11 protein-coding genes and 2 pseudogenes are annotated in these 14785 nt (G+C 59.2%); 6 read left to right on the top strand and 7 right to left on the bottom strand.

Features of this window, described 5'->3' with window-relative positions; all coding sequences use genetic code 11:
* Positions 1 to 90 precede the first annotated feature (90 nt).
* Positions 91 to 1374 carry a sugar MFS transporter gene (locus tag AC13QY_RS13915; RefSeq protein WP_113332935.1) on the bottom strand — a complete coding sequence of 428 codons (1284 nt, stop codon included), beginning with the start codon at positions 1372 to 1374 and terminating at the stop codon, positions 91 to 93.
* A gap of 234 nt (positions 1375 to 1608) precedes the next feature.
* The gene (locus AC13QY_RS13920; RefSeq protein ID WP_233788703.1) at positions 1609 to 2139 is read right to left on the bottom strand and encodes a TetR/AcrR family transcriptional regulator; all 531 of its coding nucleotides are present in this window, start codon (positions 2137 to 2139) and stop codon (positions 1609 to 1611) included.
* Positions 2140 to 2368: 229 nt separating this feature from the next.
* Here AC13QY_RS13920 and AC13QY_RS13925 point away from each other — a divergent pair, with 229 nt between their 5' ends.
* Together AC13QY_RS13925 and AC13QY_RS13930 are read left to right on the top strand one after the other, a co-directional pair.
* A complete protein-coding gene (locus tag AC13QY_RS13925) occupies positions 2369 to 3106 on the top strand; it encodes an SDR family oxidoreductase (protein ID WP_113351988.1) in 738 nt (245 codons plus the stop codon).
* Positions 3107 to 3285: 179 nt separating this feature from the next.
* Positions 3286 to 3574: pseudogene (locus tag AC13QY_RS13930) on the top strand (winged helix-turn-helix transcriptional regulator).
* Positions 3575 to 3587: 13 nt separating this feature from the next.
* Here the strand turns inward: AC13QY_RS13930 and AC13QY_RS13935 are convergent.
* The 4 genes and pseudogenes from AC13QY_RS13935 to AC13QY_RS13950 form a co-directional block, all read right to left on the bottom strand.
* Positions 3588 to 3765: pseudogene (locus AC13QY_RS13935) on the bottom strand (GIY-YIG nuclease family protein); the annotation flags it as partial.
* Positions 3765 to 4484 (bottom strand): type VI toxin-antitoxin system SocB family DNA replication inhibitor toxin, encoded by a 720-nt coding sequence (gene socB, locus AC13QY_RS13940; protein WP_113351989.1) that lies wholly within the window; start codon positions 4482 to 4484, stop codon positions 3765 to 3767. The pseudogene AC13QY_RS13935 and the gene socB, both read right to left, overlap by 1 nt.
* Positions 4462 to 5001, bottom strand: a complete 540-nt coding sequence (gene socA, locus AC13QY_RS13945) for a type VI toxin-antitoxin system SocA family antitoxin (RefSeq protein ID WP_113351990.1) — start codon at positions 4999 to 5001, stop codon at positions 4462 to 4464. Before socA ends, socB begins: the two co-directional genes overlap by 23 nt.
* Before the next feature lie 42 nt (positions 5002 to 5043).
* The gene (locus AC13QY_RS13950) at positions 5044 to 7509 is read right to left on the bottom strand and encodes an ATP-dependent helicase (RefSeq protein WP_113352055.1); all 2466 of its coding nucleotides are present in this window, start codon (positions 7507 to 7509) and stop codon (positions 5044 to 5046) included.
* Positions 7510 to 7872: 363 nt separating this feature from the next.
* Between AC13QY_RS13950 and AC13QY_RS13955 the strand changes: the two genes are divergently transcribed.
* The 4 genes from AC13QY_RS13955 (at position 7873) to AC13QY_RS13970 (ending at position 14309) form a co-directional block, all read left to right on the top strand.
* On the top strand, positions 7873 to 9039 hold the full coding sequence (locus AC13QY_RS13955) for an efflux RND transporter periplasmic adaptor subunit (RefSeq protein WP_113351991.1): 1167 nt from the start codon (positions 7873 to 7875) through the stop codon (positions 9037 to 9039).
* Positions 9036 to 12191, top strand: coding sequence for an efflux RND transporter permease subunit (locus AC13QY_RS13960; protein ID WP_442966446.1), 3156 nt, complete (start codon positions 9036 to 9038; stop codon positions 12189 to 12191). Before AC13QY_RS13955 ends, AC13QY_RS13960 begins: the two co-directional genes overlap by 4 nt.
* Before the next feature lie 245 nt (positions 12192 to 12436).
* Positions 12437 to 13450, top strand: coding sequence for a flagellin N-terminal helical domain-containing protein (locus AC13QY_RS13965; protein WP_113351992.1), 1014 nt, complete (start codon positions 12437 to 12439; stop codon positions 13448 to 13450).
* A gap of 190 nt (positions 13451 to 13640) precedes the next feature.
* A complete protein-coding gene (locus tag AC13QY_RS13970) occupies positions 13641 to 14309 on the top strand; it encodes a YiaD family glycine zipper/OmpA-like lipoprotein (protein WP_069612829.1) in 669 nt (222 codons plus the stop codon).
* Positions 14310 to 14368: 59 nt separating this feature from the next.
* On the opposite strand, the gene AC13QY_RS13975 is transcribed toward AC13QY_RS13970, so the two are convergent.
* Complete coding sequence (locus AC13QY_RS13975) at positions 14369 to 14776, bottom strand: DUF2000 family protein (protein ID WP_113351993.1); 408 nt, start codon at positions 14774 to 14776, stop codon at positions 14369 to 14371.
* Positions 14777 to 14785: the final 9 nt, after the last annotated feature.

Genomic DNA, 14785 nt, shown 5'->3' on the forward strand with positions numbered 1-14785 from the left:
TTGCGCTGCACGATGCCAAGTGGCGCGCTTCGGATCAAGCCCTTTGCGCCCCGCCGATGAAGGCGGCGAGGCGCGATGGTTTGTGAAGGCTTATGCCGGCTTGTGGCCCTTGAGCCCATAGAAGGCAATGTAGATGTAGCAGATAATCGGCATCAGGAAGGCCAGGTGGATGCCGATCGTATCGGCAAGGCCGCCCTGGATAACAGGCAGGATCGCGCCGCCGACAATGGCAAGGCACAGAATGCCCGAGCCCTGGCTCGTATATTTGCCGAGACCGTGCAGCGCGAGGCTGAAGATCGTCGGGAACATGATCGAGTTGAAGAGGCCGATCGCCAGCACGGCCCACATGGCGACATGGCCTGTCGTCAGCACCGTCACCAGCAGGAGGATGATCGCGGCGACAGCATTGAAGGCAAGCGCCTTGCCGTCATCGATGTGGCGCATGATTGCCGAGCCGACGAAGCGTCCGACCATCGCGCCGCCCCAGAAATAGGAGACGTAATGGGCGGCGTCCGCTTCGGAAAGATGCGCGATATCGGGCTGGCTGAGGAAATTCACCAGGAAGCTGCCGACGCTGACTTCGGCTCCGACATAAACAAAGATGCCGAGAGCGCCGAGCACGAGATGGCGGTATTGCCAGGCAGAGCCGCCGCCGCGCATCGGCTCGATAGTCTCCTCATCCTCGACTTGCGGGAGTTTCAGCGCCGCAAAGACGGCCGCGAGCACTAGGAAAGCGGCGGCAAGGAGCAGATAGGGGAATTTGACCGCGCCGGCTTCCGCAAGCCGCATGGCGTCGAGCTGTTCCGGTGTCGCGTTGGTGGCTGCAACAGTCGCGGCAGACAGGATCAACATCGCGCCGAAGTAGGGGGCAATCGTCGTGCCGAGCGAGTTGAAGGCCTGCGTCAGGTTCAGGCGGCTGGCGGCCGTATCCGGAGGTCCCAATACGGTGACATAGGGGTTTGCGGCAACCTGCAGGATCGTGATGCCGGTGGCGAGCACGAAAAGTGCGCCCAAGAAAAGGGCGTAGACGCGATACGTGGCGGCAGGAATGAACAGGGCGCAGCCGACAGCCGCGATCGCAAGGCCGACGACGATGCCCCATTTATAGGTGATGCGCTTCACGAGTGTGCCGGCAGGCAGCGATATGATGGAGTATGCGCCGAAAAAGCAAAGCTGGATGAGCATTGCCTGCGTGTAATTGAGCTGAAAGACGCTTTTCAGGTGCGGGACCAGAATATCGTTCAAGCAAGTAATGAAGCCCCACATGAAAAAGAGTGAGGTGAGTGCGATAAGCGCGAATTGGTAATTGCCCTGGCCTTGGTGTGCGGATGCACGCGCGCTGGTGGGCGCAGAGCTTGTTGCTGAGCCAGCCACTTTTTTATCCTCGGTTTTTGTTGTTGCCAGGCTTCGAGATTCGAGCCGGACGAAAGCCCGAACGGGCCGAAAGAAGAAACTGGCGGCGGCTTACCGAGATACCGCGGGAAACGCAGAATCCCGAAGCCGCTTCAATCGATATAATCGATTGGTCCGCTATTGGTAGCTTGCTAGGCATGCGGATTTTGCAATGCTGCAATGCAATCACTTGCAAGGGCGGAATGTCTGCCGACGTCAGTCGAGGCTGTGCAAATAGCCAAGAACGGCGCGTTTCACGCGCAGAGCCAGCTGGTATCTATCCTGGTCGCCATGCTCCCCGGCGGCATCGACTATTCCCTTGATGATGGCGACCACGTCGCGACTCGCCACATCGATATCGGCCTGCGGCGGCAAATCTGGCCGCAGCAGGGTTGCGCGCGTGAGCTCGAAGAAGCGCCTTTTGACCGCTTCGGTGGCGGCATCAAGCGGAAGGCGCGCTTCCTCGAAATCGAGCAAGCGGGCTAGCGCCGGCCGGCGAAGTTGCTGCTCGACGCAAGGGAGGATGAGCGCCGACAAGGCCTCGCTGCCCGTGGGCTTGTCGGCGGCAATTTCCGCCTCTGCGACGAGACGCGAAGTCTCGCGCAGGATCAAGGCTCCGATCAACGCATCCTTGCGCGGAAAATATTGATAGAGCGAGCCGACACTGACGCCGGCCTTTTCCGCAACGGCATTGGTGGAGAAGGCCTCATGGCCGTGCTCCTCCAAAATGCGAGCTGCAGCCTCCACGATCGCCTCGACTGTTGCGAGCGAGCGGGCTTGTCTTGGCGCTTTTCTCGGCGCGGCACGGCTATGGAGAGGGCCTTCGGACATGTTCCTGGAATGCGAGTAGCAAAAAGCGAATTATCGCTCATATTACAGTTCGCAACCCAACGAAACAAGCGTTTAAGCGACATGCCGGGATTGAGTTCCCAGGCATGCTCGAGAGCGCGTGTGCGAACGACAAGGAGATTGACGCATGTCCAACGAAATTAGAACGGCGATCGTAACCGGCGCATCCAAAGGGATTGGGGCAGCCATTGCGAGGCAGCTTGCCGAAGACGGCTTTCAGACCGTCGTCAATTACGCATCGAGTTCCGGAGAGGCCTCCGATGTTGTTGCCGGCATCACGGCGGCAGGCGGCCGCGCGATTGCAATCCGTGCCGATGTTAGCGACGCTGCGGCAATAACGGCATTGTTCGATCGCACCGAAGCAGAGTTCGGCAGGGTCGATGTGCTCGTCAACAATGCAGGTATCAGCAAATTTTCGCCGCTGGCTGAGGTCTCGGATGAGGATTTTCAGCAGCAAATCGCCGTCAATCTGACAGGCACTTTCAACGGGATGCGAGAAGGGGCGAAGCGGGTGCGCGATGGTGGCCGCATCATCAATCTTTCCACGAGCATCATCGGTCACTATTCCCCCGGCAATGGCGTCTATGCGGCGACCAAAGCGGCGGTGGAGGCGATGACGCATATTCTTGCTAAGGAACTCGGCCCGCGCGGCGTCACCGTCAATGCGGTCGCGCCAGGGCCGATCGCTACCGAATTGCTGTTCAAGGGGCGGTCCGAGGCGCTGATCCAGCGGCTGATAAACGACATTCCGCTCGGGCGCCTCGGGATTCCTGACGACATCGCCCAGATCGTATCGTTTCTGGCCGGCCCGCGGAGCGGCTGGGTCAACGGCCAGATCATCAGGGCAAATGGCGGACGCAACTGAGATCGAGTAGCGCGAGGTGCAGAAGCCTTTGCGGCAGAAGGATCGTTTCTTGCCACAAATCGCGACACCGAATGATGCCGCTGCGAGACCGGGACTGTCTCGTACAAAAATTATACCGCCATGCACATGAGGTAGGTGCGATGAAAAAGACCGTAACTGGCTGCTCCGTCGAGGAAGCGATGCATTTGCTGGGCGGCCGCTGGCGGCTGCTGATTGTGTCTTATCTGGTCGATGGACCCCAGCGTTTCAACGAGCTGAGGCGGCTGATGCCTGGCATTTCGCAGAGGATGCTGACGCTTGATCTGCGCGCTGGAGGAGGCGGGTCTGATCCGGCGGACGGTCTATCCGACGGTTCCAGTGAAGGTGGAATATTCGCTGACGGAGGATGGGCGGCGGTTGGAGAAGGTGGTGGCCGTGGTCAAGGAGTTTGGGCTGTGGCTCAAGGATCAGGATGCGCGGGGGAATTGAAGAGCGTGCGGCTTCACCAGAGCTCGTGGTATAAATCCCGCCAATCCGGATTTGTCTTTTCAACCAGCTCGATTTTCCACTGGCGATACCAGCGTTTCAGCGATTTTTCGCGTTGTATTGAAATGATGTCGGCGTGGTCTTCATACCAGACGAGCCGTGTGCATCCCATATTTCCAAGCAAAGCTCGGTGTCAGAAACCCATTGGGTTGCTGTTACTATTCGCCGCTCTTCTATTATCTTCTTCTCTCTCGACAAGTACCTGTTCCCATATGCGATACGTCGTCGAGATCATTTCGTTAAGCTGATCGAAGCTAAATAATTCCAATCCATCATCGGTACGGCGCTGTAATATCCGGGTTCCATCATCCAATTTTCTAAACTGATAAATGGCCAGGGCTACATTCTGCAAGTCTGGATCAAGGGCCCGCGTGCGCTCATGCATAACGGAAAAGGCAAAGCGTCTAGCTTCTTTATTCAAACGCTTGGTAAGGCGATAATCGTGAAAACTAACTTCCGGCTGCTCGCCCACAATTGAGATGTAATCCGGCCAAAAACGTACGGTCTGTCCGAAACCAATCGCCCAGTTGGGCATCAAGCGGTCGCGCGAGTATATCTGTTCATGCTGAGCAAAATCGTAGAGGGCCTTTGCGACACTTAGATTGTGCTCATATTCAGCAATATGACGGGAGTGCTTTTGAACAATCTCGCAAACCTTCTGCCAAGGCGTCGGCTCGGCTTTGCCAAACAGAGGTATTTGGCGATTGAGAATATCCGGCTGCGCCCTTCGAACGGGATCGTAAGTATGAGGAGGGCGTCCAAACTTATGTTTCCGCAAGAGAATCCATTGGTCGGAAATCGGTAAAACAGCGATTCGCGCAAGATCAGTCTCAGCCAAACGGCGTGTCTTCATCGGGTTCCCTTTGTCTCGACGATTTTCCAATTGCCAATTTTAAGAACTTGAATCTTTCTTTTGTAACATCGTCGGTGATTCGTAACCCAAGATTTGCATTAATTTTTGAGTTCTCCACAGTATAATGCCAAGGGCCATTTGGTGCGTGTGATAGATCGACCAATTGCCCTGCTGATAAACTAGAGAAATTCACCATTACCGATCTAATTACTCTTCGAGCAGATTTGTCAGAAATTGGCTCGATCACAAAGCTGGCACCAGAGATAACGTCATACCTGGAAGCTCTGCCTCTAATTGGATTAGCACCGAACTCTTTGAAGGATTTGTACAAAGCCGGGTGAACCGGGCCATAAGTCCAAGCTTCAAAGTAACCGCTTACCAGCGGTTTCTCATGTTCAAGCAAGAAGAATGCATGACAGAAATATATTAGCTTCTGCAGAACAATGTTTGTCACCGGGCGCGCATCTTCTTCTGCGAGCTCTAGGACGTAGTTAGCGATAGCTCTCGGATCATGCATTTTCTATATCTTGCGGCAGTCAGCTAAAAAGAACTCGTTCCCTTATACCCGCTCGACAAACCCGTCCAGCACGCGCTTCTGCCCAGCGCGATCAAATTCGATCGTCAGCTTGTTGCCCTCGATCTCCGAAACATTGCCGTTGCCAAACTTGATATGGAAGACGCGGTCGCCGATGGCGAATTTGGAGGGTTCGGAGGAGGTGGATTTGGCCACCAGCTCGCCGTCGATGGTGCGCACTTTCGGACCGCTTTCGCCGTAACCGATGCGTTCGACGGCGTGGCCGGAGCGGCTGCCCCAGTTGTCGCGGGTCGCATCGTTGCGGTTGGCCTGGGCGCGCTTCCAGCCGGGGGTGGAATAGGTGTTGGCGAAGGGATCGGCCTTGTCGAAGCGGGATTGGCCGTAGCCGCCGCGGCCATATCCGCCATAGGACTGCTCTACTTCGGCGACCTGAACATGCGTTTCCGGCAGTTCGTCAAGGAAGCGGGAGGGGATCGTCGATTGCCATAGGCCGTGGATGCGGCGGTTGGAGACGAACCAGATGTGGCAGCGGCGCTTGGCGCGCGTGATGCCGACATAGGCGAGGCGGCGCTCTTCCTCGAGGCCGGCGCGCCCGCTTTCGTCGAGCGAGCGCTGATGCGGAAACAAGCCTTCCTCCCAGCCGGGCAGGAACACCGTGTCGAATTCCAGACCCTTGGCAGAGTGCAGCGTCATGATGGAGACGGCGTCGAGATTTTCGTTCTGCTCGGCATCCATAACAAGGGCGACGTGTTCAAGGAAGCCGCGCATGGATTCGAAGCTGTCCATGGAGCGGATGAGTTCCTTGAGGTTTTCAAGCCGCCCCGGCGCTTCTGCCGATTTGTCGTTCTTCCACATGTCCGTATAGCCGGACTCTTCGAGAATCTGCTCGGCAAGCTCAGTATGCGGCGTGTTTTCGAGCAGGCCCTGCCAGCGGCGGAAGGATTGCACGACGTCGAACAGCGCCTTGCGCGCCTTCGGCTTCATCTCATCCGTCTCGATGATGTCGACCGCTGCCGCCAGCATCGGGATATCGCGCACGCGGGCGTAATCATGCAGCGCACGGACAGTGGTGTCGCCGAGACCGCGTTTTGGCGTATTGATGATGCGTTCGAAGGCGAGATCGTCGGCCGGCTGGCAGACGAGGCGGAAATAGGCCATGGCGTCGCGGATTTCGAGGCGCTCGTAGAAGCGCGGGCCGCCGACGACGCGATAGTTCAGGCCGAGCGTCACGAAACGGTCTTCGAACTCGCGCATCTGGAAGGAGGCGCGCACGAGGATGGCGATGTCGTTGAGATTGTGCTTGTTGCGCTGGAGCTGCTCGATCTCTTCGCCGATGGCGCGCGCTTCTTCCTCGGAATCCCAGGAAGCGTGCACCTGCACCTTGATGTCGTCCGGATCGGAGCGGTCGGTGAACAGCGTCTTGCCGAGCCGGCCCTCATTATGGGCGATGAGATGCGCGGCAGCACCGAGAATATGTTCGGTGGAGCGATAGTTGCGCTCGAGCTTGATGACCTTGGCGCCCGGAAAATCCTTCTCGAAGCGGAGGATGTTGTCCACCTCCGCGCCGCGCCAGCCATAGATCGACTGGTCGTCGTCACCGACGCAGCAGACATTCTGCGGCTCGCCCTTCTGTCTCTGCGCCAGCAGGCGTAGCCACATATATTGCGCCGTATTGGTGTCCTGATACTCGTCGACGAGGATGTAGCGGAAGCGCTGGTGATAATCCTTGAGGATATCAGGATTCTGCCGGAACATATTGATCGGATGCAGCAAAAGGTCCCCGAAGTCGCAGGCGTTCAGCGTCTTCAGGCGGTTCTGGTAGGCGGCATAGAGTTCGCGGCCCTTGCCATTGGCAAAAGCGCGGGCATCACCTTCCGGAATATCGGCGGGGCTCAGGCCCTTGTTCTTCCATGTGTCGATCATGCCGGCAAATTGCTTGGCCGGCCAGCGCTTGTCGTCGAGCCCTTCGGCCTGGATCAGTTGCTTGATCAGGCGGACGACATCGTCGGTATCGAGAATGGTGAAGCTCGAGGTGAGGCCGACCAGCTCGGCATGGCGGCGCAACAGCTTGACACCGATCGAGTGGAAGGTGCCGAGCCAGGGCATGCCTTCGACCGCGCCGCCGACCAGCAGCGCGATACGCTCCTTCATCTCGCGGGCTGCCTTGTTGGTGAAGGTGACGGCGAGGATCTGGCTGGGGAAGGCGCGGTTGGTGGACAGGATATGCGCGATGCGCGTCGTGAGCACTCGCGTCTTGCCTGTGCCGGCGCCGGCAAGCACCAGAACGGGGCCGTCGAGCGTTTCCACGGCTTCCGCCTGTTCTGCATTGAGGCCTGAGAGATAATCGGGCCGGCGGCCGCTGTCGCGTGCTGCCATGGCGCGGGCCGCAATGCCGCCGCCAATGCTGCCGGCAGCCGGCGCGGAACGGCGCGGCGCCACGTGCTCCGGCTCCTCGTCAAAGAAGGGAATATCGTCATGTCCAATGGTCATGCCGCCCAATGTAATGATTCTACCCCGAAAGGCAAAAGAAACGGGCCGAAACTAGAACAAAAAGTGCACATTCACAGGGCATAAGACTCGATCGACGGCTGTTTTCATGTGGAAATGGGTCGGCCCATTCACCGGGTAAAACGTCTCGTTGTCCGCACTAAGATTACAACTTTGTCATAATCTGTGGCGAAACTTGCGGCATATGCTCAAAAACACGATATTGCAGCAAATCGGGCACAATCTTGCTTTATGGAGCCGTCCGAGCCGAAATTGACCCCCGGTTAAGTGCGCTGGGTGGATGAGGGGTCACAAAAACCAACGACGCGATTTCATCGCCTCTGACACAACGAGCCGGAGACGTGCATGACCGCCTGGAAGCAGCTTTCCTTGTCTTTTTTCTTGCTGGCAGCTGGCATCGCCGCTGTCGTGGCCTTCATGCCCAGCGCAGCGGGCCTGCTGCAGAAGGTCGGCGTTCCCGAGACTGTCGTGGCCTGGATTGCTCCGCGCGATGGCGCGGCGGACGGAAAGTCGGAGACGCAGGCAAGCTCCGGTGGACGGCGCGGTCAGAACATACCGCTTGTCGTCACCGAGCCTGTGGTCAGCGGTGTTGTTAACGATCGCCTGAGCGCGATCGGTACCGGCGACGCCATCCGTTCGGTCGTCGTCATGCCGCAAGCGGCGGGTACGATCCGGGAAATTCTCATCAAGTCAGGCGACAGAGTGAAGCAGGGGCAGGTGCTGGCGCGTCTCGACGACGACGAGCAGATCATCGCTCGCGGCCAGGCGGAAGTGGCGCTGAAGAGTGCTGTCGAAAAATCCCAGCTCTACCGCAATATCAAATCCACAGTCTCGCGCATGGATGTTTTCGATGCCGAGATCGTGGAGCAGGGCGCAAAGCTAGCGCTGCAATCGGCCGAGCTGGCGCTGAAGCGCCGCGATGTGGTCGCACCGATCGACGGGATTGTCGGTATCGTGCCCGTGGTCGTCGGCGACAATGTGACGACAACGACCAATATCGTGATGCTAGACGACCGCTCGGAAATCCTGGTGGATTACTGGGTGCCGGAGCGCTTCGCCAACACAGTCAAGGTCGACCAGCCGGTGGAAGCGACGTCGGTGGCATTGCCGGGGCGCGTATTTTCGGGCGTTGTCGAGGCAGTCGACAATCGTGTTGACGGCGCAAGCCGGACGCTGCGCGTGCGCGCCCGCATCGATAATGCTTCCGATGTTCTGCGCGCCGGTATGTCCTTCAATGTCGGCATGCGCTTTGCCGGCGAATCCTATCCCTCCGTCGATCCGCTCGCCGTCCAATGGGATGGGGCGGGTGCGCATGTCTGGCGCGTCGTTGACGGCAAGTCCTCGAAGGTGCGCGTCAGCATCGTGCAGCGCAATCCGGATGCGGTGCTGGTCCGTGGCGATCTCCGCAATGGCGATCTCATCGTCATCGAAGGATTGCAGCGCGTGACCGAAGGTGGCGAGGTTCGCTTTGCCCGCGATGTCGCCCAGGCCAAGGAGGTCATCACCCAATGATGACCGATGGCAACGATGTGGCGGATGCCGGCTCGGCAGCGGCCAAGCAATCCTTTACCGCACTCTTCGTGCGCCGGCCGATCCTGGCGCTGGTCTTCAACACGCTGATGGTCGTCGCCGGTCTTGCCGCCTATTTCGGCGTCGAAGTGCGAGAACTGCCCGATGTCGACCGTCCCGTCGTGACCGTCAGGACCGTATTCGATGGCGCATCGCCGCAGACGGTGGATCAGGAGCTGACGAAGATCATCGAAGGGGCGGTTGCCCGCGTCAGCGGCCTGAAGTCGGTTTCCTCCAGTTCCTCCTTCGGTCAGAGCCGGGTAACGCTTGAATTTTCCGACGCGACCGATCTTTCGGTTGCCGCCAATGATGTCCGCGACGCCATCGGTCGCATCACCGAACAATTGCCCGATCAGGCGGATGCGCCTCAGATCGTCAAGGCGGATTCGGATTCGCAGCCGATCATGCGGCTTGCCGTCACCTCGACCACGTTGACGATGGATGACCTGACACAGCTCGTCGACAAGGAGATCACCGACCGGCTGGCTTCGGTCGAGGGCGTCGCCGATGTCGAGCTTTACGGCGATCAGGAGAAGATCTTCCGCATCGATGTCGATCAGGCCGCCCTTGCGAGCCGAGGTCTCACCATCGGCGACCTGACGACGGCGCTTGCGACCGCAGCACTCGATGTACCGGCCGGATCGCTGAAGAGTGCGCGGCAGGATATCGTCGTGCGCGCCACGGCGGCACTACAGACGCCGGAGGATTTCTCCCGGCTGATCATCAAGAACCGCGTGCGGCTTTCCGATGTCGCCACCGTGACGCTCGGACCGAGGGACGGCACGACCGCGCTGCGTTCGAACGGTGTGCAGGGCGTTGGTCTCGGCATCATCCGTCAGGCGCAGTCGAATACCTTGAATATTTCCGAAGGCGTGAAGGCCGTCGTCGCGCAGCTGTCTAAATCGCTGCCCGAGGGTACGCGCATCGTCATCACCAGCGACGATGCCCTGTTCATTCAGGGGGCGATCCACGAGGTCGTGCTGGCGCTCGTCCTGTCGGCGTTGATCGTCACCGCAGTCATCTATCTCTTCCTGCGCGACTGGCGGGCGACGCTGATACCGGTCGTCACCATGCCGGTGGCGCTGATCGGCACGCTTGCCGCGCTCTACATGGTCGGTTTCTCGGTCAATATCCTGACGCTGCTGGCAATCGTGCTTGCGACCGGCCTCGTGGTCGATGACGCCATCGTCGTGCTCGAGAATATCGTGCGGCGCAGGGCGGAGAAGATCGGGCCTCGCGCTGCCGCCGTGCTTGGCACGCGCGAAGTTTTCTTCGCCGTCATTGCGACGACGGCCACGCTTGCTGCCGTGTTCATTCCGCTCTCCTTCCTGCCGGGGCAGGTGGGCGGTCTGTTCCGCGAATTCGGCTTCGTGCTTGCCTTCTCCGTCGGCCTGTCGTCGATCGTGGCGCTGACGCTCTGCCCCATGCTTGCCTCGCGCATGCTGACCAAGGAGATGCGCGAGGAGCATGGCGCGCTCGGGCGTTTCGGCGAGCTTTTCTCCGGTGTCTATCGTCGTACCCTCAAGGCTTGTCTCAATGCGCCTTTCGTCGTCATCGTCTTCTGCGCCGTGTTTTCGGCTGCAGCCGTCCTGGCGTTCATAAACGTCAAGAGCGAGCTGACGCCGAGCGAGGATAGGGCGATGGTCATGCTGCGTCTCACCACGCCGCAAGGCGCAGGCCTCGATTATACCAAGGATCAATTACAGCGCGTCGAAGAGCGGCTGCAGCCGCTGATGGACAGCGGCGACATACGAAATATCTACGCGATTTCAGGCATGAACACCCAGAAGAACAGCGGCTTCATGGTGCTGACGCTGGCCCCCTGGAGCGAGCGCCATCGTACGCAGCAGGATATTGTCACCGATATCAACAAGGCCATGGCAGGCGTGCCGGCTCTTCGCGGCAATGTCATCCAGGCCAACAGCCTGCGCATTCGTGGCGCCGGCAGCGGCGTGCAGATGGCGCTCATCGGCAACAATCACGAAGCGCTGACCGATGCAGCGCTGAAACTCGTGCAGGAACTCGACAAAACCGGCCAATTCGATACGCCGCGGCTGAACAACGAGCCGACACAGGCTCAGGTCTCCGTCACCATCGATCGTGAGCGCGCTTCCGATCTCGGGGTCGACATTTCAGGCCTTTCAGTGGCCTTGCAGTCGCTACTTGAGGGCCGCTCCGTCGTCGACGTATTCGTCGCCGGCGAATCCTATCCGGTGCTTCTGACGTCGACGATGCGGCCGATCGATGATCCCACGGATCTTGAAAACGTCTTCCTGAAGACCGGCGACGGCAAGATCGTGCCGATGTCTGTCATCGCGTCGCTGAAGGAGAATGCGGTTGCGCCGCAGCTGACCCGCGAGCAGCAGCTGGCTTCGGTTGCGATCACCGCCGGGCTCAAGAACGGCATGTCGCTCGGGCAGGCGGTCGAGGAGATCACACGGATCGCGACGCCACTCCTGCCGCCTGGTTCGCGGTTGATGCCGCTCGCCGAAGCGGCGACACTGGAGGAAAATTCCAGCGGCATGGCCCTGACCTTCGGTTTTGCCATCGTCATCATCTTCCTGGTGCTTGCCGCGCAGTTCGAAAGCGTGCTGTCGTCGGTCATCATCATGTCGACGGTGCCGCTCGGCCTTGCCTGTGCCGTCTTTGCGCTCGTCATCACCGGATCGAGCCTCAACATCTACAGCCAGATCGGCCTGGTGCTGCTTGTCGGTGTCATGGCCAAGAACGGCATCCTGATCGTCGAGTTCGCCAATCAGCTTCGCGACAAGGGCGAAAGCGTGCGCGAGGCGATCGAAAAGGCCTGCGCACTGCGTCTGCGCCCGGTCATGATGACGATGATCGCGACCATCCTTGGCGGCGTACCGCTTGTCTTTGCCGAGGGGGCCGGCGCAGAAGCGCGCGTTGCTCTCGGTTGGGTCATTGTGGGCGGCCTTGGGTTTGCGACCCTGGTCACGCTTTACATCACACCCGTCGCCTATCTGCTGATCGCCCGCTTTGCGAAGCCACAGACGCATGAGGAGCAGCGCCTGCATGACGAGATGTCGGATGCGGCGCTGCGCGCGAAGCTCGCCAATCTTCGCGCGGCGGAGTAGGTCGGCACCGGCAGGTTGGTCCGTTGCAGGCGTTGCGCTTATTTATGGTAAATCAGGGGTATCGTTTAGCGCTTTTTTAAGCATGTTTGCTAATCATGTCGGTATGTAACCGCTGGAGCGCAGGTGTTGTTTTGCCTCGCTCCCCGTTCGCCGACACGCTCGGCCCGCGCGCATGAGCGCCCGCGGCAAGGTTCCGATGTCTCCTTGTATTTGTTGCGTATTGTTGCGTCCGGAGTTCATGTGCCGTGAGTATTTTTTCGACCTTCATCAGGGTCAGTCCCTCTGTGAATACAGCACTGGAAGTGCTGAGGGACACCCAGACCAAACTGGGTAATGCCGAGCGACAGATGTCGTCAGGCCTGCGGGTTCAGTCGGCCAGAGACAATGCCACCTACTGGAAAATCTCGACTTTGACGCATACCGACATCGGCGCGATTTCGTCGGTTCAGGATGCGCTCGGTCTCGCCGCCTCGACCGTCAGCACCGCTTCCACGGGTGTCGGTAGCGCGATCGATGTCGTGACCGAGATCAGGACGAAGCTCGTCAGCGCCTATGAGACCAGCGTCGACAAAACGACACTCAACGACGAGATCACCGAGCTCAAGCAGCAGTTGCGCAGCGTTGGGGAGTCGGCGACCTTCAACGGCGTCAACTGGACCGTGCTGCAAGATGGCGCGGACCCGACTGACCCCCATGAGATTCCAGGCTCCCTTATCCGGGGTACCAACGGCACCGTAACGATCGGCATGCTGAGCTATGCGGGCGTCAGCTCGACGACGGGGCCAATCACCTCGGCCGATGCGCGTTATCTGATCGACGATCAGTCAAGCGGCACCGGCGGATATGGCGTGCTGACGTCGACATCTTTCGCCACCGAAGCCGGAGCGGCCAAGAATTATGTGCTCATCAGCAGCAAAAACGGCAATACGAGCGGCCAGGTGGAGATTTCGCTCGATGCGAATACGAGTCGGGGCGCTATTGTCGACATGGTCAACACCGTGACGGGAATGCTGAACCAGCTCAAGACGATCGGATCCGCCTTCGGCTCCCTCGAGGCGCGTATCAATCTTCAGACCGAGTTTGCCAGGAATCTCAATGATTCGCTGACCAGCGGGGTCGGCAAACTCGTGGATGCCGATATGGAACAGCAGTCGAGCAAGGTTCTGGCGCTGCAGGCTCAGCAACAACTCGGGTTGCAATCTCTGTCGATTGCCAACGCGAGCTACAATACGGTTCTGCAACTCTTCCAGAACCATTGATTGCAGCGAACGGCTGAAATTGACAGGCTGGCGGGTGAATGGCTCCGCACGTCCGCATGCGCCGGCTTCTGCAAAAGCTCTGCTGACGCTCTATGCACAGGGGACAAGGGTCTGGATAAGATTTCTCTTCATGATATTGCCGCAATGCTTCATATCTGCTGCGGCCATCGAACCGGAGAGCGACGATTCTATGATCAAGAAAATTGCCATTCTTGCCCTTGCGGCAGCCTTTTTGAACGCATGCACCACCACCGACCCCTATACGGGTGAGCAGAAGGTATCGAATACCGCAGGCGGTGCGGCGATCGGTGCCGGCGTCGGTGCCGTTGCCGGTCTTCTGATCGGTCATTCGCCGGCCTCGCGCCGCAATGCCGCGCTGATCGGCGCCGGCGTCGGTGCGCTCGCGGGTGCCGGTATCGGCAACTACATGGACCAGCAGGAGTCCGAACTGCGTGCACAGCTGCAGGGCACTGGCGTTTCGGTTACCCGCGTCGGCGACCGCATCATCCTGAACATGCCTTCGGCGATCACCTTCGATATCGACCAGGATGCGATCAAGCCGGAATTCTTCCCGACGCTCAATTCCGTCGCGATCGTTCTGCGCAAGTTCAACCGCACGCTGATCGACGTCAACGGCCATACGGATTCGACCGGCAGCCTGCAGCATAACCAGGATCTGTCCGAGCGCCGCGCCGGATCGGTCGCGTCCTACCTCGGCAGCCAGGGCATCGATCAGCGCCGCATGTCGGCCATCGGCTTCGGTCCGTCGCAGCCGGTCGCAACCAATGCCACCGAGGCTGGCCGCGCGCAGAACCGCCGCGTCGAGATCCAGATCGCACCGATCACGCAGAACGGCTAAGCCTTTCTGGACAAAAATGGCCGGGTCTCGCGATCCGGCCGTTTTCTTTGCGCGTCCGATCACGCATGCATGCTTGCGCCCTTGGTGATCTTGTCGACGATTTTCTTGTCGGCGCGCAAGGCGATGCCGACGACCTTGGCATCTTCCGGCGTAAATTCGGCAAAGACGGCGCGGTTGGCCGCGTCATGCCCGGTTGAGAACATTTCTTCTATAAAGATGGAAGAGGTGACGCCTCGCTCCAGCGAGCGGCGGTGGATGGCGGCAATGCTCTCCTTGTCAGCCGAGAGCACGATGATGGGCTGGATCGATAAAGCGTTGTAGACGTTGCCGGTGCGATCGCGATAGGCTTCGCCGATGATATCGGGATGTTGTCCGGCTATGCCTGTGGATAGGAAGGCCGTTACATTCAGCTTTTGCCAGGATTGAAGGTCGTTTCGCAGAACGATCGCGATTTTGGTATCGAACATCGATGGTCA

This window comes from Martinezella sp. CNPSo 3795, assembly GCF_057784475.1.